Source organism: Exiguobacterium sp. s75 (assembly GCF_018617145.1).
Lineage (GTDB): Bacteria > Bacillota > Bacilli > Exiguobacteriales > Exiguobacteriaceae > Exiguobacterium > Exiguobacterium profundum.
This window is the reverse complement of record NZ_JACSJQ010000001.1, coordinates 796,574-818,103: the sequence shown is the minus strand read 5'-3', so window position 1 is coordinate 818,103 and position 21,530 is coordinate 796,574. Positions and strand designations below refer to the sequence as shown.

Here is a 21,530-nt window from a genome sequence, read left to right as displayed (position 1 = left end):
ATGACGCCAGCCGATTCGATCGGCTGGCGTTTTTGATGGTTAATGGATTCCACGCATGTACACTTTGATTTTTGGTGCGAGTGCGAACAGAATCAAGCTTAAGACGATGGCGACGCCACCGATAATCCCGAAGTATAGCGTCTCATTCTCAGGTGTGTAGAACTTGACGAGCTGTGCGTTGATCCCTTGTGCAGCAGCGTTTGATAAGAACCAGAGCGACATCGTTTGAGCCGAGAAGGCAGCTGGAGCGAGTTTTGTCGTGGCCGACAAACCGACCGGTGACAAACTGAGTTCTCCCAACACGACGATGAAATAGCTCAAGACGAGCCAGAGTGGGCTGACGAGGGCATCTGGACCACTGAAGTATGCAGGGAGCAGGATGACCAAGAAACTGATCCCGGCAAACAAGATCCCGAAAGCAAACTTCGTCGGAATGCTCGGTTCGCGGTCACCAAGTCGGACCCATAACCAAGCGAAGACCGGTGCCAGTAAGATGATGAACAGTGGGTTCAGTGATTGGAACCATGCTGGTGACAACGTGAACCCAAAGAACTCTAAGTCAGTTCGTGTATCAGCATAACTCGCCAAAATCGTTGCGCCCTGCTCTTGGATTGCCCAGAACATGACCGAGGCGATGAATAGCGGAATGTAGGCGATGATTCGCGAACGCTCGATCTCAGTCGTTTTCGGGCTACGATACATGATAATGAAGTAGATGGTCGGAATCGCGATACCGAACACCCCGACGAGTGAGATGAACGTATTGATCGTGAACCATCCAAGTGGAATCAAGATTGCGAGTAAAACAGCGATTCCAATGGTGACAATGCTGACGATTTTAATCGTTTTCTTTTTCTCATCAGGCGTCAATGGATTCGGTACATACGAACCAGCTAAGCCGAGGTTCGTCTTGCGTGTCAATACGAAGACGACGAGTCCGACGAACATCCCGATGGCTGCGAGCGCAAAGCCCCAGTGGAATCCATAGTCTTTTTGTACTTGACCGACGATGAGTGGTGAAATGAACGCACCCAAGTTGATTCCCATGTAGAAGATACTGAATCCAGCGTCGCGACGGCGATCCGTCTCGCTATACATGTCTCCGACGATACTGGATACGTTTGGTTTCAATAAACCGGTACCAATGACAATCAACGCCATGGAGATAAACAGGAAGACGACGCTACCTGGAATCGAGAGGACGATGTGTCCGAGCATGATGAACACACCACCGTAGAATACCGCGCGAGACGTCCCGAAAATCCGGTCTGCAAGCCATCCCCCAATGACCCCGGACATATAGACGAGCGCGCCGTATACGGACATGATTGAGAGTGCGACGTTTCGGTCGAGACCGAGTCCTCCCTCAGAGACTTCATAGTACATATAGAATACGAGGATTGCCCGCATGCCATAGTACGAGAAACGTTCCCAAAATTCAGTGAAGAATAAAGTGAACAACCCCTTCGGTTGTCCGAAGAAGCCTTTTTGTGGAACACTATCCACGATTGTTTGTTTATCGATCCTTTCCATGAAAGATCCCTCCTTAACCGTTTTATCATAAAAAGGATTATTATGATTGTAAAGTGAATTGAATGATAATTTCAAATTTTAATAAAGATGAAAAGAATGAAAAGACCACACTTCCGAAATCAGAGAGTGTGGTCAATGAGCGGTTAAGCCGTCTTTTGCTTTGCTTCCGTCGCTTGGACATGACGTCCGAGCTGCCAATAGATGATGCCTGATAAACAACTCGCTCCACCGATGAGGATCAAAGCGATGTGTCCGGCACGATTGTCAAAAAAGAGACTTGCGATGATTGGTGCCGTGACACCGCCGATCAGCCATTGGATGCTCGCTGCACCGTTATAGGCACCACGCATATTCTCTGGTGCGATCAAGGCGATGAATGTCTGCTGAACAGGGGACATAATCATCTCACCTAACGTATAAAACGCATAAACGGCGAGTAAGATCCCGACGAGTGGCACGTAAGGGGTATCGAGTGCGAACAAGGCTCTAGGCACAATCGCAAGCAAGATCATACCGATACCAAATACGGTCGCTCCTGCTAACATGACCTTACCGAACGGCTTGTTCCCGAGTTTTGAAGCAATCGGGAACTGGAAAAGAACTACCATGATTCCATTCAGTGCTAATAGATACGGGAATGGGTTCTGTTGTGCGGTATACGTCGGGAGCGATTCTTTTAAAAAGAGTGGTAGCATGCTCTCGACGACGGAGAATCCCATTGATATGAATATACCCGCAAAGATGAAGACGAGAAACACGCGATCGTTATAAAAGACGCGCAACACTTCCCGGTTGCTTGGAGTCTCATCTTCCGTAAACTCGGGCAACGACTCATGTATGAACGTGCCGAGCGCAATCGCATATAGTCCAAAGACGAATGCCGCCGCAAAGAAGATGAGCTCGCGGTCGATGAACAGCACCGCACTACCAAGAAGTGGACCGAATGCAGCGCCGATGTTATGTCCCATCCGTAAAAGTCCGAACGCTTCGTTCATATGCTCTGGCTCCGTGACATCGGCGACCATCGCGCTTGCGGCAGGGTGGAAGAGCGAGTTCGTCAGTCCGAGCATGGCGTTCAATAAAAGAAGCGGCCAGAACGAGTCGGCGAACGCAAATCCGATGAGGGCAAGTGCGTCCCCAATGATTGCGATCATCATGATTGGTTTTCGACCATACAGGTCTGCTAGACGTCCTCCGATCATCGAACCGAGGAGCGCCATGATCGGGCCAGTCGCCATGATGATTCCGACTTGAAGGTAGCTATCTAACTGGTCACTATAATAGAGAACAAGGAATGGGGCGATCATGAACATCATGATTCCCGTAATCGTCTCCCCTAAGAAACGAATCCAAATGTTGCGGTCGAGCCGCTTGAGTGATTGAAACATACAGGTCACCTGCTTTATTTAATTTTTAGACACAAAAGGGACGTCATATGCATGAAGGCATACGACGTCCCACGTTGTTTATGCATGCCTCGATAGGCAGGCGACTTAGATATGAATCAATCGAAGAGGTGCCTGCCAATCAGTATGAACTTGAGTGAATGGTTTCGAAGATACTACTGACATGGGAACCTCTCCTTTCTGTTAATTGTGTTCTTCTCTTCAACTGTATGACACATTTCCTCAATGTGTCAACAAATTTATGAGGTGAATCAAAGTAATTCGTTGAGATTTTTTCGGTTCAGTCGATAATCGATGAGGCGAGACAGGACGACTTGAATCATGGCCGTGATCGGCACGCTCACGAACATCCCGACGAGGCCGAACAGACTTCCTCCGATGATAATCGATGTGATGACCCAAAATGGTGTGATGCCGACACTATCTCCAAGAATCTTCGGTCCGAGCCACAATCCGTCAAACTGCTGTAACAAGAAGATGAACAAGAGTACCAAGACGGCGGTGAACGGATCATAGAAATAAGTGATGATAAACGCCGGGATCATCCCGAGTAGCGGTCCGACATAGGGGATGAAGTTTAAGACACCAACGATGACTCCGAGAAGTAGGGCATATGGGGCCCCGATGATCAAGAGTCCGATGACTGCTAGCACTCCAATGATCAGACAGTCGAGCGACTTCCCGATGATGTATCGCTTAAAGATATAATCCATCTCTTGAAAGATATCGATTGTCGTCTTCGCAGTGCCGACGGGTAAAAGCGCATAGAGAAGACGCTTGAACATACGAGCGAAGACTTCTTTGTCCTTTAACAAATAGATGGAGATGACAATCCCAATCAAGAAGTTGATCAATGTCATTGTAAAACTAGAGACATAACTAACGGAAGAGAGGACGGCCGTCTCGACCCATCCAGAGTAACGATCCTCGAAGCGCGCAAAATCAATCGCTTGGGCGATCGTCGCGTTATAGTCTTTCAAGTAATTGTTCACTTCACCTAAAAACACGTCGATTTGACGGATATAAACCGGTAACTCATTGATGAGTGATGACAGACTCGAGTAAATCCGCGGGAACAACGTGACGACCGAAATCGCCAAGATGCCGATGAACGTGATATAGACGATGAGTAGTCCTTGATATCGCTTCAAGTGGAACCGTTCTTCAATATAAGAGAGTACGGTGTTGAGTAACAAGGCGATGGCGATCCCCATGATGATAGGGGTCAGTAACTGAAACGTGTATTGTAAGACACGTGAGATGGTATCCGGTTCACTGATGACCCACCATAAGACGAGCAAGATCAGTCCGATTACACTCAGTTTCCAAATAAGTTGACGATTAAGCTCCAATGCTCTATCCCCTCATACAAATATAATTTTTCTACTCTTTTACTATGAATGTTTTTTGAAAAGGATTCAATAGATGTTCTCTTTAAAAAAATGTTTGACACCGTTGGGAATGTCTGGTTAACTTAGGGACATACAAAAATTACATAACGAATGACACTTTCTATCAAGAGAAGCGGAGGGACTGGCCCGATGAAGCTTCAGCAACAGATTGCAAAATACTGTGCTAATTCCAGCAAGGTGACCTTGAGAGATGGAAAGGTGGTTGACTACATACGTCTGTATCGAGCACCCCTTTCCTCAGAAAGGGGTGTTTTTTCGTATTAGGAGGACCCATCATGGCAGACAGACGTTCCAAGTTATTAAAATCATTACCGACACAACACTTTGTCGGATTAGCAGAAGAAGTCGCGGCAGTCGAGGCGAGTGGCAAGACCGTCATCCGACTCGGACAAGGCACACCCGACTTACCGACACCAGCTCCAATTTGTGAAGCGCTTGAACGAGCATTGACCGACCCGACGACCCATCAATACGGACCGTTCCGGGGACAGGCTCGACTAAAAGAAGCTGTGGCCGCATTCTATCAACGTGAATACGGAGTCGACCTCGACCCAGCAAAAGAAGTGGCGATTTTGATTGGCAGCAAATCGGGTCTCATCACGTTGCCTCAGTGTCTTCTTGAGCCGGGTGAAGGCATCTTGCTCCCGAACCCTGGCTATCCCGATTATATCTCGGGAGCGCGTCTCGCCGGAGCGGACATCATCGATTTGACGTTGAAGGAAGAGCACGGCTATCTCCCGGATTACACCACGCTCGATCCGCTTCATGCACGACTCATGTATTTGAACTACCCGAGCAATCCGACCGGCGCTGTCGCGACGCCAGCCTTCTTTGAGGAGACGGTTAAATTCGCCACAAACCATGATTTGATGGTCGTACACGATTTCGCCTATGGAAGTATTGGCTTTGATGGGCATGTCCCGCCAAGTTTTCTCCAAGCAGACGGGGCAAAAGAAATCGGGATTGAGGTGTATACGATGTCGAAGGCGTTCAACATGTCGGGATGGCGTGTCGCGTTCGCAGTCGGAAATGCAGATATCATCGAGGCGATCAATACGTACCAAGATCATGTCCACGTCTCTGTGTTCTCTGCCATTCAAGAGGCAGCCATCGTGGCGTTAGAATCCCCGCGTGACATACGTGACGACCTAGCCTCGCTTTACGAAACAAGACGAAACCGATTGATTGATGGGTTACGCCGGGCAGGGTGGGAGATTGAGGCACCAAAAGGTTCTTTCTTCGTATGGGCGAGAGTGCCTGAAGGCGATGCAAAATCATTCTCGACGAAGTTACTACATGAGGCGGGCGTCGCCGTCACACCGGGCTACTTTTTTGGAACGGAGGGGGAGCACCACATCCGCTTTGGTCTCGTGTCGTCTGAACAGAAGATTGATGAAGCGGTAGAACGGATTGAGAGACTGTTTGCAGCCTATGAGGAGGTCCATCAATGATTCGACAAGCGGTGCTGGAATACGACCATTCGAACGATGCGCTCGATCAACTTTACTCACTGATTGGGAATCGGGATGCACTCGTTTTGAAAGGATTTAACGGATACGGTGAAGCGATTCGCGTGTCTCCTCGTCTAGCAGAAATTCCGAGCGTACGATTCAAGGGGGAATGTTCAGACGAAGAAGTCGAACGACTAAAAGCGCATCGACCTGACGTCTGGATTGCCGTCGGTGGCGGTAAATTGATTGATACGGCGAAGCGGATTGCATTTACCCAGTCGGTCCCGCTCATCGTCATTCCGACACTTGTGTCAAACTGTGCCGCCTTCACCCCGCTCAGCGTGATCTATGGAGAAGACGGTACATATTTACGATATGATACGTTCCCCGTCGTCATCGAGCGCGTCATCGCGGATGAACGACTGTTACGTGATTCACCTTACGACTATTTTAAGGCTGGTGTCATCGATACGGTCGCAAAGTGGTTCGAGGCTCGATATATTAGCGGAACAACATCAAGGGACGCAGGGATTCAGTCGGGGCTCTCACTTGCGGCGCAATGCGGAGCGTTGATGGATTTGTCCATTCGTGAAGATGATTTTCGCCATTATGGCACGGACATCCGATCTATCGTCGATCATGTCCTCGCCATCGGTGGTGCCGTTGGTGGATTCGGTGACGCCGGCACCCGAGTCGCCGTCGCCCATGCGGTGCATAACGCACTCAGTCGTTTTGATTCGACGCATCATTGGTTGCACGGGGACAAGGTAGGCTTCGGGCTGATCGTTCAAGAACGATTGACCTCATCCGAAGACGCCTCATTCCTCGACAATTGGCTACAAGCGATTGCCGCTCCGACGTCACTTGACCAACTTGGGATTCGATTTGACCAAATCGATGAGTTGGTCGATTATGTCGTCGAAGAAATGACGATTCAAGGCATTCACAAGGTTGAAGATGCTGAACGATTAAAAGAAATTTTAAGAAATCTTCAAGAAATAGTTTACAAATAATTCTTTTATCAGTAATATAATAACAAAATAATAGAACCGATTGCTTATCAAGAGTGGTGGAGGGACTGGCCCGATGAAACCCGGCAACCAGATCAGAAATGATCATGGTGCTAATTCCAACAGACGAGACGTCTGGGAGATGAGCGTGTCCGACTTCCACGTGTCGTGCCCGCCGCTCTTTTTGAGTAGCGGGCTTTTCATTTGGAGGAGGAATCATTCATGAACATTAAACAAAAAACCATTTTGGCAGGTACATCTATCCTTGCGGCCATCGCACTCTCGGCGTGCGGACAATCCGAGGCGAGCGAGACGCTAAGCACGAAAGAGCTAACGATCGGCGTGACTGGTGGACCACACGAGCAAATCGCCGAGAAAGTACAGGAGCTCGCAAAAGAAGATGGGCTCGAAATCGATATCAAAGTATTTAATGATTACAACACCCCGAACACCGCTCTCGACGAAGGAAGTCTCGACGTGAACAGCTATCAGACGCTCTCGTTCCTCGAACTGCAAAAAGCGGACAAGGGATATAAGATTGACGACGTCTTCAAGACGGTCGCTTTCCCGATGGGGCTCTATTCAGAGAAGTTGACGGATATCAAGGACTTAAAGGAGGGCGATAAAGTAGCCGTCCCGAATGACCCGGCGAACGAACTCCGTGCGTTACGACTATACGAAACGGCCGGACTCATCACGTTAAAAGAAGGATTGACGGATAAAGCAACGAAGCGCGACATTGCTGAGAATCCGCTCAACCTCGAATTTATTGAACTTGAAGCATCCCAACTGCCGACGCAACTCCCGGAAGTGGCACTCGCAGCCATCAACACGAACTTCGCGATGGGAGCGGGTCTATCCATTAACGAAGATGCCCTCTTCCATGAAGATACGGTCGATAATCCGTATCCGAACTATGTCGTCGTCCGTTCAGCCAATAAAGAAGATGAAGTCGTGAAAACGCTGAAGTCTTACTATCATTCAGAGGAAGTACGTGCCTTCATCGAAGAAGAATTCAATGGTTCGGTCGTGCCGGCGTTTTAAGGAGGGGTCTTATGATTGAACTGAAACAAATCACCAAGGAGTTCAAGGTCAACGGAGACACGATCACGGCACTCGATGATGTCTCCCTCACGATTGAGAGAGGGGAAATCTTCGGAATCATCGGACGAAGTGGTGCCGGTAAGAGTACGCTCATCCGGATGATCAATCTTTTGGAGCGCCCGACTTCAGGGGTCGTTGAGATTGAGGGACAAGATATCACGCTCCTCAAAAAGAAAGGGTTGTCGACGTTACGCCAGCGAATCGGTATGATCTTTCAGCATTACAACTTGCTGAAGACTGCGACCGTCGAAGAGAACGTCGCCATCCCGCTTCGTCTCGAAGGTCTGGGGAAGCAGATCATCGGTGAACGGGTCGACCGCTATCTCCAAATCGTCGGACTGAGCGAACATCGGAACCATTACCCTGAACAATTGTCGGGTGGACAGAAACAACGTGTCGCCATTGCGCGAGCGCTCGCCCATGAGCCTGATATTCTCCTCAGTGATGAGGCGACAAGTGCGCTCGACCCTGAAACGACCGAGTCGATTTTAGAGTTACTGCTCGAAATCAATCGCGAGCTCGGATTGACGATTTTCTTGATCACACATGAGATGGAAGTCATCGAACGAATCTGTGACCGGGTCGCCGTCATCGATCGTGGCCAAATCGTTGAACAAGGACACGTACTAGACGTCTTCTCCAATCCGTCACACGAGACGACCCAGAAGTTTCTCAAGACAAACCTCGACGTGCCGGAAGAAGTCGTCTCAGAACTCCAGACCCGCGGAACGCTCGTCCATTTGTCGTTCATCGGCAGTCAGACGGAACAAGCAGTCCTAGCACAATTGACCAAGCGGTTCGGCATTTTACCGAACATCATCGGAGGCGGAATCAAGAAGTTAAAGGCGGGGCTTGTCGGAAACTTGCTCGTCCATCTTGACGGGGATCATGATCAAACGGAACTCGCCGTCCGTTATTTGAAGACGAGCGGCGTACATGTGAGGGAGGTGTCAAACCATGCAACAGTTTTGGACAGACTGGGGTGACTTAATCTGGACAGGAACGGTTCAAACGTTGACGATGACGAGCATCGCGCTTTTGATCTCGACCTTGATCGGATTGCCGCTCGGGACGTTGCTCGTTTTGACGAGACCGAAAGGCAGACTCGCAAACCGATTCGTCTATGGTGGCTTATCGAGCGTTATCAACGTCATCCGTTCCATCCCGTTCATCATTCTGTTGTTCTTCATCTTACCGTTCACACGGTTCATCATGGGGACGACAATCGGCGTGCAGGGCGTCTTGCTCCCCTTGATTGTCTTCACCGCACCGTATATTGCGCGACTCATGGAGTCGGCACTACTCGAAGTCGACCGCGGGGTCATCGAGGCGTATGAAGCGATGGGCATCTCGACGAGAAAAATCATCTGGTATGTGTTAATCCGTGAAGCACGTTCTTCTATCGTTCTCGGATTGACGATTGCGACGATCGGGTTGATTGGAGCGACGGCGATGGCGGGACTCGTCGGGGCAGGTGGGCTAGGGGACATTGCCTATCAATACGGACACCTTCGTTTCGAACCGGAAGTCATGTACGTGACCATTTTCGTCCTCATCCTCCTCGTTCAGTCCATCCAATCCTTCGGGAATCGACTGGCGGCAAAATTGAAAAAGGCATAAAAAGAATCGTGTCGCGAAAGCGACACGATTTATGCGTTATGGAGCAGACGTTTCAGTTCAGCAATGCGGTCATGTCTCGGGATGAACGTCCGAATCTCTTTTTCACTGAAACCGACCTGGATGCGATGATGGTCGAAGACGATCGGACTTTTCAGGATTTGAGGATTCGAGGCGACGAAGCTATATAGCTCACGAATCGACATCTCATCTAGTTTCTCTGCCGCTTGTTTATAGACACTCTTTTGGACCGACAACAAGTCCGTCGTCCCATTTTCCGTCAGGCTTAACATCTCTTTGAATTCTCCGAAGGATAAACCTTGGTCTGTCAATTTCTTTTCGATGAAGGGAATCTTTTGTTCCCGTAACCAATCAATCGTTTTTCTGGAAGAACTGCAGCTCGTATGCGTGAATACTGTGACCGTCACGACAACCACTTCTCCTTTACATCAGTTTGGTTCTAACTATTATCTCCTTTTATACGTTCGAGTGCGTGATTATGTTTCAAATCACATACAGTTTCTTTTGATTGAGGACGATTTCGTTCGGGTTCAGATTTCATGAGTAACCACATGAGGAGGAATGAAGATGTTTGACTATACCGTACAATCTGACCGTACCGTGGATGACGTTGTCGTTCGTCTCGGAGAAGCATTGAAAGAAGAATCATTCGGGGTGCTCTGGGACTTTGATTTGAGTGAGACGCTCGAGAAAAAGGGACAGAGGATTGATGGGAAGTATCGTATCTTAGAAGTATGCAATCCGAAGGCGGCAAAAGAAGTACTGTCGCAACAGTTAGAAGGAGGCTACTTCCTTCCATGCAAAATCGCGGTGTTCGAAAAAGACGACCATACCCAAATCGGTATGCCGAGACCGACTGAATTAATTCGCCTCATCGATGACGAATCGTTACAAGCCGTCGCGTTAGACGTCGAGTCCCGATTGCAACGTGCCATCGACCAAAGTAAATGATTGTTCTACCATCCGCTCATGAAACGTGAGCGGATTTTTTTTCGTATAGGATAGTTAGATAATGGTAAAATTGGATGAGGAGATTATAGGAGGAGATATTTTGTACAAAAGAGGAATCATGATGTTACTTAGTGCTTCATTTTTAAGCGCATGTGGGGCATCTAATATAGAAGTCATTCAACTAGATTACATAGAAAATCAATGGAATCTCGAGAGTTATACGAAAGAAGGAGAATTTGTTCAAGTCAACGAAACGAGAGAAGTGCTCGAGGCGTGTGAGGGCGAACGAACGACTAAGCTAAAAGGAGATGTCACTGTATATCAGACAGTGTTCGCAGGGCGAAACGGGGTCGTGTCATCCATGGATCCGTACTCGATGAAGGTAGTTACCTATTTAGAAGGTGACGAACGATATGTCGTATGTCGAGAAGATTATACGAATCAATGGATGGCGAAGACAATCGATAAGTTTCCGGATTTTGTGAATACATCTGAAGGAATCAGCGTCCCCCGATTACCTAGCCTTCATCAAACATCTTCGTCCTCAAAGGACAAGCTAATGAAAACAGACGGACTGAAAATCGATGAAATCGAGATCATCCCGTTCCGAGATACATTGCTTGAAATTGAACCGGCACTATTCGGAGAGCTTGAACTAGAGCTCGATGGTAATGCGACGAGACATTCGCTCACTAGTTTTCAACCAATCGGAACCGATATGCCGCATCGACAGATTGCCATCGGACTCGATCGACAAACATCTCAACCGTATATTCTTTTTTCATTCAATGAACGCTTTGTTTATCAGCAATTACAGTTTGAAGAACTAGAGGATCCTGCGTCAATAGAAAAACAGTCCTTTGAAGAGTTAAGCGTCGACACCATCATCGAACCTGGAGAGATAAAAAAAGGAGAAGCGGTTCCCATATATACGTTCCATTACATGCGGGATGGTGAACCCGTGACTGAAACGATGACGGTTCGCTTTGTTGAAGGTACGTTGCTGAAAGAAGGCGAAGAACCCGATTCGATGTATGAAGAGTGGATGCCGGCCCAAGAAGATGGTCCAAGAGTCGTCTCACACCGGAAACCGTTTGATGGAAATGAGCTCGCTTATCCTGATTTTATTGAAATCTCGACGGAAGAATCTGAACAAGTCATGGAAGTATTGAAGGAGGCAGAACCGGTCAGCCGCAAAGGTGAGCCTGCAGACTATCGATACTTGACGTTGATGGATGGATGGAAAGGGCAAGAATTTGAAATCAGCTATAAACAGCGGTCAAAAAAAATCGACATCTATCTGACAGACCCGCTTCGCGAGCAGACATTTAAATTATCTAGTAAAGGGGCGGAAGTGTTTTTGGATATTTTCCCGGAGTACGAAAAATCATGATGAAACGACTATTATTCACTTTATGTACAGTTGGAATATTATCGGGTTGTGGTGGTGAAGAGGTAAAGGTCGTCAAACTGGATCATATGCCATCACAATGGGATGTACGAGACATGAACAGCTTTACTACCGGGTCGGAGACGTGGGCGAGCGATTTACTTCTTGCATGCACCGATGACCCGGTTCCCCAAATCCCTGAGGACGTCACGGTCTATCATTCGTATGTCTTGAACCGAAAAGCCATGATTTCCGACTACGATGCACATGCCTATAAGCTAGTGACGTATGTAAAAGGCGAACAGAATTATGTCATTTGTCAGGACGGCTTTTCTCCAAAGATGAGAGTCGGACTTGTTGAGAAGTTCCCTTCGTTTGTACAGGCTTCTGAAGGTGTCAACATTCCAAGTAACCCGACAATTGCAAATGGAACTCGGGAACAAGAAGAGAGTTTGAAGGAAAGCGATTATTCCGATGTTTTCGAGGATCCCGTCAATCTCATTGACGAAACGATGATTCAAGTGACCCCTTCCTTGAATGGAAGTATCCATTTAACCATCGGAGAGGACGAAGGGATCTTACCGCTCTCAATCATTGAGCCTTATCACGCGCAAATGGGAAGCATGACAATCGCACTCGGCTACGACGAACAATCCAAAGAGGCTTACTTTTTCGCTAAGTCGGAAGGTGGGTTACTTTCTTATGACCCGATTGTCCTTATAACAAAAGATGATTATTCGCATCCAGAGCAGCAACCAAAGCAATTTGAAGGGCTCAAAGTTGAGCGGGTACTACAGGCAAAATCGCTCGAACCCGGGGTCGAGACACCGCTCTACACGTTCTCTTTTATTGAGGACGGGAAGCGTGTGACGAAAGACGTCCGTCTCACGTACACGGATCGCGAATTTGCGACGAATGAATCGATCGAAGCGGACAAGGAATCGAATCCCGCCGTACCAAGTGGTCCGTTCGTGTTCGTCCATAAAACTCCTTTAGACGAAAAGGTAACGATTGATTATCCGAACGTGCTGCGGGCTGCAGGAATCGAGATGTCTGATTTGATCGATGCAATCGATGAGGCAGAAGCGGTCAAGCGAGAAGGGGAGATAGAGGAGTATTCGCTGCTTACGATCATCGATGGGTGGGTCGGTCAGGAGTTTCAATTAAGCTTTCAGAGACGCTCGAAAAAGGTGGATGTGTACTTAACCGATCCAAAGCGAAAGCAGACGTTCAAATTGTCGAGCACAGGAGCAGAGACATTCTTCAGCTATTTTCCTGATTTGAAAGAGTAAAGGCGCCAATTGGCGTCTTTTTATATGGTAAATACTTCAAAATCAAGATATTAACCTTCTGTAAAAAAACGTGGCGATGATAAGTTGTTTGGTACGGTACACTGTATATCACGATTTGGTACGAAAATCCTATGATGAAGGAAGGATAATACACTTTATGAGTACTTTGAACCAGAAAAATATCCATTCAGATGACGTATTCCGGTCCATCGAGACGAATATGGCGATAATTCGATTCGATCGTCAACGCCGGGTCGTCGATGTGAACGATACGTTTGCGAAAGCAATGAAATATAGACGCGAGGAGATGATTGGCATGCAGCATCACTTGTTCTGCCCTTCTTCCTTTGTCAATAGTCCAGAGTATTCGGCATTTTGGGAGAAATTATGGAATGGTTTCAGTTTCTCGGATAAAGTGGAGCGTGAGAATGCAAAAGGGGAAACCATTTGGCTCGAGGCGACGTATATGCCAATTTTTGAAGGAGATGATGTCATCGGTGTCGTCAAGATCGCATCGGACATCACCGCACGGCAACAAGTGATTGAGGATTATGCGTATCGCTTTAAATCGATGACCGATGTGCTCGACGAACGGGCGAAGACAGGCATGCAAGACACGAAAGTATTGAATGAAACGATTGAAAAGCTTGCGAAAGATGCCGCGGACAACCTCCATGCCCTTCAGAACTTGCGTCGTCAAGCCGATGACATCGCGAAAATTGCCTCGTCGATCAAAGAGATTGCGGCACAAACGAATCTATTGTCCCTGAATGCTGCCATCGAAGCGGCACGAGCAGGTGAACACGGGCTTGGATTTAATGTGGTTGCGACTGAGGTCCGCAACCTCTCCCGTATGGTTGAACGTGCGGTCATCGACGTCAACTCGAACACGGAAGGGATGAACGTCGAGCTTCGGAAAATTGTAGAAGGTGTCACTGCGTCCAATCAAGAGATTCAGTTAAGTGCAAAAACGATGGAACAGACGATGGAGCAATTCCATACGTTCGAGCAGGCAGCAGCCGAGTTACATGATACGGCCGACACATTTACATCCAACCTGTGAACCGATTGACCCTACACGGGGTCAGTCGGTTTTTTTGAATTGTAACGTATGTCCGTGTCGTTTCAACCAATCTTTCGCTGTAGCGGTGTTCGGATAAATCTTTTGTAACGTTCTCCAAAAAGAAGCTGAGTGATCGAAGTGGACGAGATGCACCCACTCATGAGCAATCACGTAGTCCATCATTTCTTTCGGCGCCAGCATGAGGCGGACATTGATGGAGATGGTTCCATTCGAACTACATGATCCCCACCGTGTCTTTTGATGACCAATCCGAATCTTTTTCGCTTTAACGCCTAATAGTCTTTCGTAAGTCGGTGCCTGGTTGATTACATATTCAAGCGCGCGGTCGCGCAGCCATGCCTCATAATGTTTAGCTAGGGCGTTTTCGTCCCATCTCCTCGGAACGAAAAATGAGGAGCCGTCAAATCGGAGAGTCGTGCCATTATCTATCTTGGTCGGATAGTTTTTCCCATGAAAAACGAGCCCCTCATCGAGAACAGACGTCTGTTGAGGAAGATTCTGCAACGTCTCACGAATCCATGTGTCGTGCTCTTCTAGTGCGCGGTCGACGAGACGTTTTGGCAATCGAGCCGGGACCCGGAGTTCGATTCCTTCCGGTGTGACATAAAAGGCAGCTCTTTTTCTTCGTTTGTTTCGAATGACGGTAACACGCATTATTGTGCCTCCTTACTTATCTCGATCGAGTATAACGAAGTCGGCAAAAAACTGCCATGCTTTTTTTGGCACGTAGTCGAATCAACTTTGATACAGTAAGAGGAGGAGGGATGAACATGAAATCAATTTTACAACAACAACTTGAACGTAAAGGTACGAATTCGGTGAAGTGGGACGGGTTGGAGCGATGGTTCCGTTTGTCAGATGATGTGTTACCACTCTGGGTAGCGGATATCGATATCCGGACTGCCCCGTCCATCTCCGAGGCGCTCGCCGCAAAAGCCGCTCAAGGGGAATTCGGGTATACATTGTTCGCACCTGAAGCGCAGAAGGCGGTCAGTGATTGGTACGGCCGACGTCACGATTTGATTGTAGACCCGAACCATGTGTTATTCTCTAGCGGTGTTGTGCCTGCGTTGACTCATATCGTCGAGGCGTTGACTGAAGTCGGAGATGGCGTCGTCATCCAGTCACCTGTCTATCCACCATTCCACGAACTCGTTGTCGGTTCCAAGCGACAAGTGTTCGATGCCCCGTTGAAAAAAACTGACGAACGCTACGAGATGGATTTTGTCGCACTCGAGGAAGCGATGAAACAAGCGAAACTTTTCTTACTCTGTTCCCCACATAATCCAGTTGGACGTGTTTGGACGAGAGCGGAACTAGAGAAGGTCGTAGCACTCGCGAATCAATATGAGGTGATCGTCGTCGCTGACGAGATTCATGCAGACTTAACGTTCCCGTCTCATCAACATACCGCAATCGGCACACTCGACCCACGTGTCATCACGGTGAGTGCGCCCTCAAAAGCATTTAACATCGCCGGATTGTTTGCGTCCTACATCATTTGTCCGGTCGATGAGTGGCGGAAGCAAATCACGAAAGTACAGAACAAACATCACGTGCTCCCGACACCGTTCGCGAACACGGCCATCATCGCCGCCTATACCGACAGCCGCGCGGAACGTTGGCTCGACCAGTTACGGGAAGAATTGGAGCAACAAATGAATGACGTGATCGATTCCATCGAATCAAACCTCCCGATGCTCCATACGACCCGTCCGGAAGCGAGTTATCTGCTTTGGATTGACTTCTCAGAGTTACCGATGTCAGCCGAGGAGCGGACGTCTTGGCTGCATCAAGACGTCCGAATCTTCTTGTCACCGGGTAGTCCGTTCGGTCCTCAAGGTCAATCATTCGAACGGATGAATATTGGGACACGTCGTGAACTATTGGACGAGGCGATTCAGCGACTGAGCGCGCAAATGGAACGAAAAGCGTTTGTGTAAAACGAGAATCGGGAAAAATTCACAATGAGATGATGAGAGAAAGTGAGTGAATGGGATGGAGACGATCAACTGGAAGAAAAAGATGGAGGAACAGTTAAGACGTAGCGGCTTCACCTTGCAAGTCGAAAACATGTCCAATATCCGCTTGACTGAGATTCATGCGAGTTCTTCTCCGTTGATCTCTTATCCGCTCCGAGTTCGTCTATATGAGCGGATGGGTTGGCTCATGTGTACGGTCGATTCGCCAACGCTCAATCGGAATGAAGATCATCCGTTATTTGAACGCATGGTGACAGCCGTCTTTGAACGAATTGTGCGTCACCTGTATAACGGGTATGGTTTTCACATTTTGACGTTCATCGGAGATACCGGAAATTACATCGCCCCAAAAGATTCGGAGACAGGGGAGGTCGTACGCCTCGTCGCCCACCTTTGGAATGACCGTTCGTACATTCACCTCGACACCTTCGAGGAGTATCCCGCCTTATACGTGACGCCACCGTGGGCACATCAAGCCTATGCCATCGAAAGCACAGACGATGAGTGGGTCATCTACGCGGGGAGAGGGGGGAGGCCGTCGACCGATTATCGTGCTGACGGCGTCGAATTGAAACCTCATCGTCTATCGGATGGTGAGCTCTTCTTCCCGGTCGATAGGATTTCGAAAGAGAAAGGAACCCTCGCCCTGGCCGAATGGCTTCGACTCGAAAGACGAGAAGTCGAGGACTTTATGATGTCCTTCATGCAGACGATCCGGAAGTTTGACCCGTCGTTTGGATTCGCATGGGGCGGAACGGAAACATTTTTTCATGGTGTCCCGGTTGAACCATACGCGCAGGTGCTCAGGCTTGAAAGTGGGAAACGTCGCTATCGCGTCATGAACAACACGGCAAAACGACTATTTGCCGTCTCGGACGACCCGAACGAGTGTCTGAAGGAAGTGAGTCGAACACTAGGGACGGTCACGCTCCCTGAACGGCGTGTCTCATCCCTCGGTCAATTGATCATGGGAATCTGGCAACAGTTTGAAACCGATGAGGAAACATACATTCAAGAAGTCGCGTTTCGTGACATCTCCAAATTCCAAATGGAAGAAAAGATCGGGCATGCCCTCGCGAATCAACAACGGATTCGCTGGATTGACAAGAACCATCCGCATCAGAATGTGATTGAATATGCTCATCTACGGATCACGTTCCCGAAAAGACCACCTGGGCTTGTGACAGTCGAACCCGCTGAATCCGGACACGAGAGAGGTGCTTTATGAGAATCGTTGACGCACGAGCCATGCCAATCGATCATGAAGATGTGATCGCCGTTACCCCTACCTCGGTCTACTATCGAGAGAAGAAAGATCGCACGACATTCTCGCTCTATCGCTTTGACGATGAGGATGGCGTGATCACACAATTGAACCGGAGGGAGTACGCGGATTACGGTTATCCTAAACTATTCGTCGATGGAGACATCGTCTATTTTATAAATGAGGTCCCGGACGGTGAAGGGGTGGTCAAAACAGAGTTGATCGCCTTCTCTTACAAGGCGGGCACCGAAGAAGTGGTCACGACGTTTGAGAAGCGTGGAAATAGCACATTGTTCTGGGTACTGGATCATCGTTACTTCCTCTTTTTGACGGCGTTTGAATCATCGGATGAGGCGTGGCTCTATGATCGCGTGACCAATCAACGGGAGCGTATTCGGGATGAGCGTCTTGTCGGTGAGACGGAACGTTTCCGAGAATTGTATTTGTTCACGACCACATTCGATGGTGTTCCATACATCGTCTGCAACGCGAGACTCGATGAGTTTGACTATTACAATGCACTCGATGATGGGCGCATCTCTCCTGACGACCCGATTGACCATTCCGAGGCACTCTTGATTTGCCCACTCGAGGAGGTGGTCGAGGCGATATGGGATCAACGGGGTGAATTGCCATTCGATGATATCCTCCGTCTCCAAGGGGAAGGGGACACGGTCCAATATCTAGGAGAAAATGAAGGGACGCTTCGATTCTCCGCGTTTGTTGACTCGTTGAATGAGGAGGTCATCTATGATTTGACGGGTCCCGATGTCTTACATGAAGTATCGGTCGTCGATTGGGGTGCTTATGAACCGATTGATTTCACGTACGACGATATTAGTTCGACGATTTTTATCAAAGTTGATGAGACAGATATTCACTCAGAAGTCATCGACCTCGCAACCGGTGCGCGTTATATCGATGTGGAACCGTTCGAACGCGTCATCGGTCGCCGCTATCTCGTCCATGAATATACGGAAGGACTTACGAGCGGTGTCGTGATTTTCGATTTAGAATCGGAAGAACGTCTCACTTATGACAATGCCTATTTTATGGTCATCGATGATGCCATTTTGATTTTGTCAATGTCCAGCACATGAATATAACCACCACCCATTATATAGGTGGTGGTTATATTTGGATATATAGTTTACATAACATATTATTGTAAACCCGATATTGCGTGTTTTTTCCGTTCATCTCCGATATGGGCATAGACTTGTGTCGTTGCCACAGATTCATGCCCGAGAAGCTGTTGAATCGTGAGCACATCGACGCCCCCCATGGCGAGACGTGAAGCGAACGTGTGACGGAGTTTATGTGGCGTTACCTGTTTATAGCTCAAGAACGGCAGGTAAGGCTTTAAGCGGTCAATATGCCCTTTCAACATATGCTGAACCGTCCGTACAGCGATTCGTTGCCCCTTCTCATTTTGGAACACCGCCCCTTCGCTCGACGTGTCGCGATACTCAGAGAGGAGTGGAAGAAGTGGTCCTGCGATGGGGATCAAGCGTTCCTTATTGCCTTTACCGATGACCCGAATCGTTCCGGTCTCAATGTTGATATCGGACCAATTGAGTCCGACGAGCTCGGATACGCGCATTCCTGTCAGTCCGAGTAACTGTATGATTAAAAAGTCTCGCGCGCGATTCATTTCGTACCAACTCGCCTCGCGATTCGTCATGCCGACATTGCTACGTACGAGCGTCGAGAAATCGACCCACTCCGATTCCGTCAAATAGACGGGGTTCCGTTTGCCGCGTTTCGGGCGTTCTACGGTTTGAAAAGGATTCACCGTTGCTTGATTGGTCTCGATTAAGTAATTGAAGAGTGACTGTAACGTTGAAAGCTTCCGATTGATGACGCTCGGAGCATTATCGAGATCGAGGGCAAGATAAGTCGCATACGCTTCTGCTCCGGCATGGTCAATCTCTGTGAATGATGGCAAGTCAATCGTTTCAGGCTCTAACTCAGTACCACTAACGTGCTCGACCCAACGAAAGAAATCTAAAACGTCATACACATAGCGCTGGGCCGTCTGTTTGGAATAATGCTTCGCTGCTAAATGATGAAAAAACTGTTGGATGAATGCGGGTAGTCGGTGCAACCCGTTCAACTCGAAGCGTTTCGTCGTCGTCGGTGTCTGCCGCTGTCCAAGTTGACGGAAAATACTCATAGAATGCCCCTTTCTTCATGTAGTTCTCACTTGATTCTTTCCGCTACGCTTCCCTTCACGAAGGAAGTTGTCCGCTTCTTTGACGATCTCTTCGACCGTATCGTGACCAACACGAACCGCAAGTCCGAATGTCATTGTGACATGAAGACGTTCTCCTGCGTAATGGAGAGGGGTCGACTCGATTTGTTGTCTCAACTGCTCGACGATTGGAAGGAAGTCACCGGACGGACTCGATAGGTAGACCAGAAACTCCTCTCCTCCCCAGCGGACGGCCATGCCGTCGATATCGGATAATATGGAGGCCACTTGTTGAAGCACCCGGTCCCCACAATCATGACCGTACGTCTCGTTAAACGATTTGAATCGATCGATGTCACCGAGAACGATTGCATACGGAACGCCTTCATGAGCGGCTTTGTCGATTGCTTTAGAAACTTGTTCATGCCCAACTTTTCGGTTCAATAGTCCGGTCAATCCATCCGTAGACGCTAGGATCTGCAATCGCTCATTGGATCGTTCGAGTTCATCTGTCACTTCGACAACGGCTGACTCGAAGATGAAGGAGAGCCCTGCGATCATCACCACGGTCGATAGGATGCAAAAGAGTCCGAGCGCTTGTTCCACCTGAATCGGTAGGGTCTCGATGCCGTCGGACACATAGATGAACAGAAGGCTATAAATCAACATCGCGATGGCCGTGGTCAAGATGCGTTGGCTTCTGGATACGCTTGGCATGAAAAAGACACCATAGGCCATCATGAGGATGAAATAATGCATGTTGATCTCCCAACCGAGAATGACGGTCGAGATGACGGCGTTGTAAACGACTTCGATAAAAAGTCCGGTAAAGAAGATGCCGTACCACCGCCTATGTACAAAGTAGAATGAAATCGTGTAATAGATCACACTCAAGCCATTTGATAGGAATAAGAGAGTCATATCCAAACGATAAAACAAGATGCAAAATAGGAAGTGGACCAACCAAGCGATGACATTGCCGTAAAAAGTAATTCGTTCGTTATATAGTGTTCCTCGACGAGTTTCATAGGTTGTTCCCATCACACACCTCCTTTCTTTTAGTATAACGAAACAATGATTAAATTTGTATAGAAGTCCGTAAAATGACTTTAAAAAACGTCCTAATTTCGTATGTATCGTTGCGTGAAATAGATATTTCACGCAATGTTCGTGAGTTACATGATTATTTCTAAATCGAGTGGTTAATCGACTGATTGATTTTATAGCAAAATAAATGGTAGACAATAATTTGTTATGTAAACCATATTGGTTTGTCTTGAAACTGTAATGTTGAGTCATTATACCTTATGATGAAAATAAGACTTGAAACAGGAAGGAAGGTAACGTTACACTGTAAACGTAAACCAAAGGGGGATTTTGGATGGATGATCAGCGTTTGAAGCAACTTTTGTCTGAAGCGAAGACCATCGCGGTCGTCGGTGTGTCCGACAACCCGAACAAGACGGCCAACCAGATTGCGGAGTATTTGCTTCGTGTCGGGTATACCGTCATCCCTGTCAACCCGATGCTCGAGGAGTGGAACGGCCGTAAGGCGTATCCGTCCGTCGAGAGCATCCCGGGTAGAATCGATATCGTCGACGTGTTCCGTCGCAGCGAATTTTTAGCGGGTGTCGCGGAAGATGCGGTACGACATGGGGATGTCGGGCTCGTCTTCAACCAGCTCGGTCTCTCAAGTGCTGAGGCGGAGCAAATCGTGCGTGACGCCGGGCTCGATTATATCGAGAACCGCTGCCTGTACGTGGAACATGCTCGTCTACTCGGATAAGACCTACCTCCTTGGTAGGTCTCCTTTTTTTCA

The 21,530-nt window shown here is 48.2% G+C and carries 20 protein-coding genes and 2 riboswitches; of the genes, 13 read left to right on the top strand and 7 right to left on the bottom strand.

Annotated features, from left to right (window positions below):
* Positions 1–39 precede the first annotated feature (39 nt).
* The 3 genes from KNO68_RS04205 to KNO68_RS04195 form a co-directional block, all read right to left on the bottom strand.
* Positions 40–1,533: a peptide MFS transporter gene (locus tag KNO68_RS04205; RefSeq protein WP_214684223.1), complete on the bottom strand. Its 1,494-nt coding sequence runs from the start codon at positions 1,531–1,533 to the stop codon at positions 40–42.
* Positions 1,534–1,676: 143 nt separating this feature from the next.
* A complete protein-coding gene (locus tag KNO68_RS04200) occupies positions 1,677–2,921 on the bottom strand; it encodes an MDR family MFS transporter (RefSeq protein WP_214731532.1) in 1,245 nt (414 codons plus the stop codon).
* Positions 2,922–3,190: 269 nt separating this feature from the next.
* Positions 3,191–4,291 (bottom strand): AI-2E family transporter, encoded by a 1,101-nt coding sequence (locus KNO68_RS04195; RefSeq protein ID WP_215112117.1) that lies wholly within the window; start codon positions 4,289–4,291, stop codon positions 3,191–3,193.
* A gap of 157 nt (positions 4,292–4,448) precedes the next feature.
* A riboswitch (SAM riboswitch) is annotated at positions 4,449–4,548 on the top strand.
* A gap of 78 nt (positions 4,549–4,626) precedes the next feature.
* On the opposite strand from KNO68_RS04195, the gene KNO68_RS04190 reads away from it, so the two are divergent.
* The 5 genes from KNO68_RS04190 (at position 4,627) to KNO68_RS04170 (ending at position 9,536) form a co-directional block, all read left to right on the top strand.
* Positions 4,627–5,802 (top strand): aminotransferase class I/II-fold pyridoxal phosphate-dependent enzyme, encoded by a 1,176-nt coding sequence (locus KNO68_RS04190; RefSeq protein WP_214684227.1) that lies wholly within the window; start codon positions 4,627–4,629, stop codon positions 5,800–5,802.
* Positions 5,799–6,815 (top strand): iron-containing alcohol dehydrogenase, encoded by a 1,017-nt coding sequence (locus KNO68_RS04185; protein WP_215112116.1) that lies wholly within the window; start codon positions 5,799–5,801, stop codon positions 6,813–6,815. The genes KNO68_RS04190 and KNO68_RS04185 overlap by 4 nt, the downstream gene beginning before the upstream one ends.
* 41 nt (positions 6,816–6,856) lie before the next feature.
* Positions 6,857–6,961: riboswitch (SAM riboswitch) on the top strand.
* A gap of 73 nt (positions 6,962–7,034) precedes the next feature.
* Positions 7,035–7,856 (top strand): MetQ/NlpA family ABC transporter substrate-binding protein, encoded by an 822-nt coding sequence (locus KNO68_RS04180; protein WP_215112115.1) that lies wholly within the window; start codon positions 7,035–7,037, stop codon positions 7,854–7,856.
* Positions 7,857–7,867: 11 nt separating this feature from the next.
* Complete coding sequence (locus tag KNO68_RS04175; protein WP_215112114.1) at positions 7,868–8,902, top strand: methionine ABC transporter ATP-binding protein; 1,035 nt, start codon at positions 7,868–7,870, stop codon at positions 8,900–8,902.
* Positions 8,874–9,536, top strand: a complete 663-nt coding sequence (locus tag KNO68_RS04170) for a methionine ABC transporter permease (protein WP_214813116.1) — start codon at positions 8,874–8,876, stop codon at positions 9,534–9,536. Before KNO68_RS04175 ends, KNO68_RS04170 begins: the two co-directional genes overlap by 29 nt.
* Positions 9,537–9,565: 29 nt before the next feature.
* On the opposite strand, the gene KNO68_RS04165 is transcribed toward KNO68_RS04170, so the two are convergent.
* The gene (locus tag KNO68_RS04165) at positions 9,566–9,961 is read right to left on the bottom strand and encodes a Spx/MgsR family RNA polymerase-binding regulatory protein (protein ID WP_012726343.1); all 396 of its coding nucleotides are present in this window, start codon (positions 9,959–9,961) and stop codon (positions 9,566–9,568) included.
* A gap of 160 nt (positions 9,962–10,121) precedes the next feature.
* Here KNO68_RS04165 and KNO68_RS04160 point away from each other — a divergent pair, with 160 nt between their 5' ends.
* The 4 genes from KNO68_RS04160 to KNO68_RS15005 all read left to right on the top strand — a co-directional run bounded on the left by KNO68_RS04160 (position 10,122) and on the right by KNO68_RS15005 (position 14,250).
* Positions 10,122–10,505, top strand: coding sequence for a DUF302 domain-containing protein (locus KNO68_RS04160; protein ID WP_078146938.1), 384 nt, complete (start codon positions 10,122–10,124; stop codon positions 10,503–10,505).
* Positions 10,506–10,605: 100 nt separating this feature from the next.
* Positions 10,606–11,898 (top strand): hypothetical protein, encoded by a 1,293-nt coding sequence (locus KNO68_RS04155; RefSeq protein ID WP_214684238.1) that lies wholly within the window; start codon positions 10,606–10,608, stop codon positions 11,896–11,898.
* Entirely contained in the window at positions 11,895–13,187 is a 1,293-nt protein-coding gene (locus KNO68_RS04150; protein WP_215112113.1) for a hypothetical protein, read from the top strand. The genes KNO68_RS04155 and KNO68_RS04150 overlap by 4 nt, the downstream gene beginning before the upstream one ends.
* Before the next feature lie 157 nt (positions 13,188–13,344).
* Positions 13,345–14,250, top strand: a complete 906-nt coding sequence (locus tag KNO68_RS15005) for a methyl-accepting chemotaxis protein (protein WP_215112112.1) — start codon at positions 13,345–13,347, stop codon at positions 14,248–14,250.
* Between the two features lie 21 nt (positions 14,251–14,271).
* On the opposite strand, the gene KNO68_RS04140 is transcribed toward KNO68_RS15005, so the two are convergent.
* Positions 14,272–14,925: a M48 family metallopeptidase gene (locus tag KNO68_RS04140; RefSeq protein WP_215112111.1), complete on the bottom strand. Its 654-nt coding sequence runs from the start codon at positions 14,923–14,925 to the stop codon at positions 14,272–14,274.
* 116 nt (positions 14,926–15,041) lie between these two features.
* Here KNO68_RS04140 and KNO68_RS04135 point away from each other — a divergent pair, with 116 nt between their 5' ends.
* Genes KNO68_RS04135 through KNO68_RS04125 form a run of 3 tightly spaced genes read left to right on the top strand, consistent with a single transcriptional unit; the run spans position 15,042 to position 18,617 of the window.
* On the top strand, positions 15,042–16,214 hold the full coding sequence (locus tag KNO68_RS04135; RefSeq protein WP_215112110.1) for a MalY/PatB family protein: 1,173 nt from the start codon (positions 15,042–15,044) through the stop codon (positions 16,212–16,214).
* A 55-nt stretch (positions 16,215–16,269) separates the two neighbouring features.
* Positions 16,270–17,481, top strand: a complete 1,212-nt coding sequence (locus tag KNO68_RS04130) for a hypothetical protein (RefSeq protein WP_215112109.1) — start codon at positions 16,270–16,272, stop codon at positions 17,479–17,481.
* Entirely contained in the window at positions 17,478–18,617 is a 1,140-nt protein-coding gene (locus KNO68_RS04125; RefSeq protein WP_215112108.1) for a hypothetical protein, read from the top strand. The genes KNO68_RS04130 and KNO68_RS04125 overlap by 4 nt, the downstream gene beginning before the upstream one ends.
* Positions 18,618–18,679: 62 nt before the next feature.
* Here the strand turns inward: KNO68_RS04125 and KNO68_RS04120 are convergent, their stop codons facing one another.
* Both KNO68_RS04120 and KNO68_RS04115 read right to left on the bottom strand, forming a co-directional pair.
* The gene (locus KNO68_RS04120; RefSeq protein ID WP_215112107.1) at positions 18,680–19,693 is read right to left on the bottom strand and encodes a tyrosine-type recombinase/integrase; all 1,014 of its coding nucleotides are present in this window, start codon (positions 19,691–19,693) and stop codon (positions 18,680–18,682) included.
* Positions 19,694–19,708: 15 nt separating this feature from the next.
* Entirely contained in the window at positions 19,709–20,752 is a 1,044-nt protein-coding gene (locus KNO68_RS04115; RefSeq protein WP_214684254.1) for a GGDEF domain-containing protein, read from the bottom strand.
* A gap of 340 nt (positions 20,753–21,092) precedes the next feature.
* Between KNO68_RS04115 and KNO68_RS04110 the strand changes: the two genes are divergently transcribed.
* Positions 21,093–21,497 (top strand): CoA-binding protein, encoded by a 405-nt coding sequence (locus tag KNO68_RS04110; protein WP_074037001.1) that lies wholly within the window; start codon positions 21,093–21,095, stop codon positions 21,495–21,497.
* The last annotated feature ends 33 nt before the right edge of the window (positions 21,498–21,530 follow it).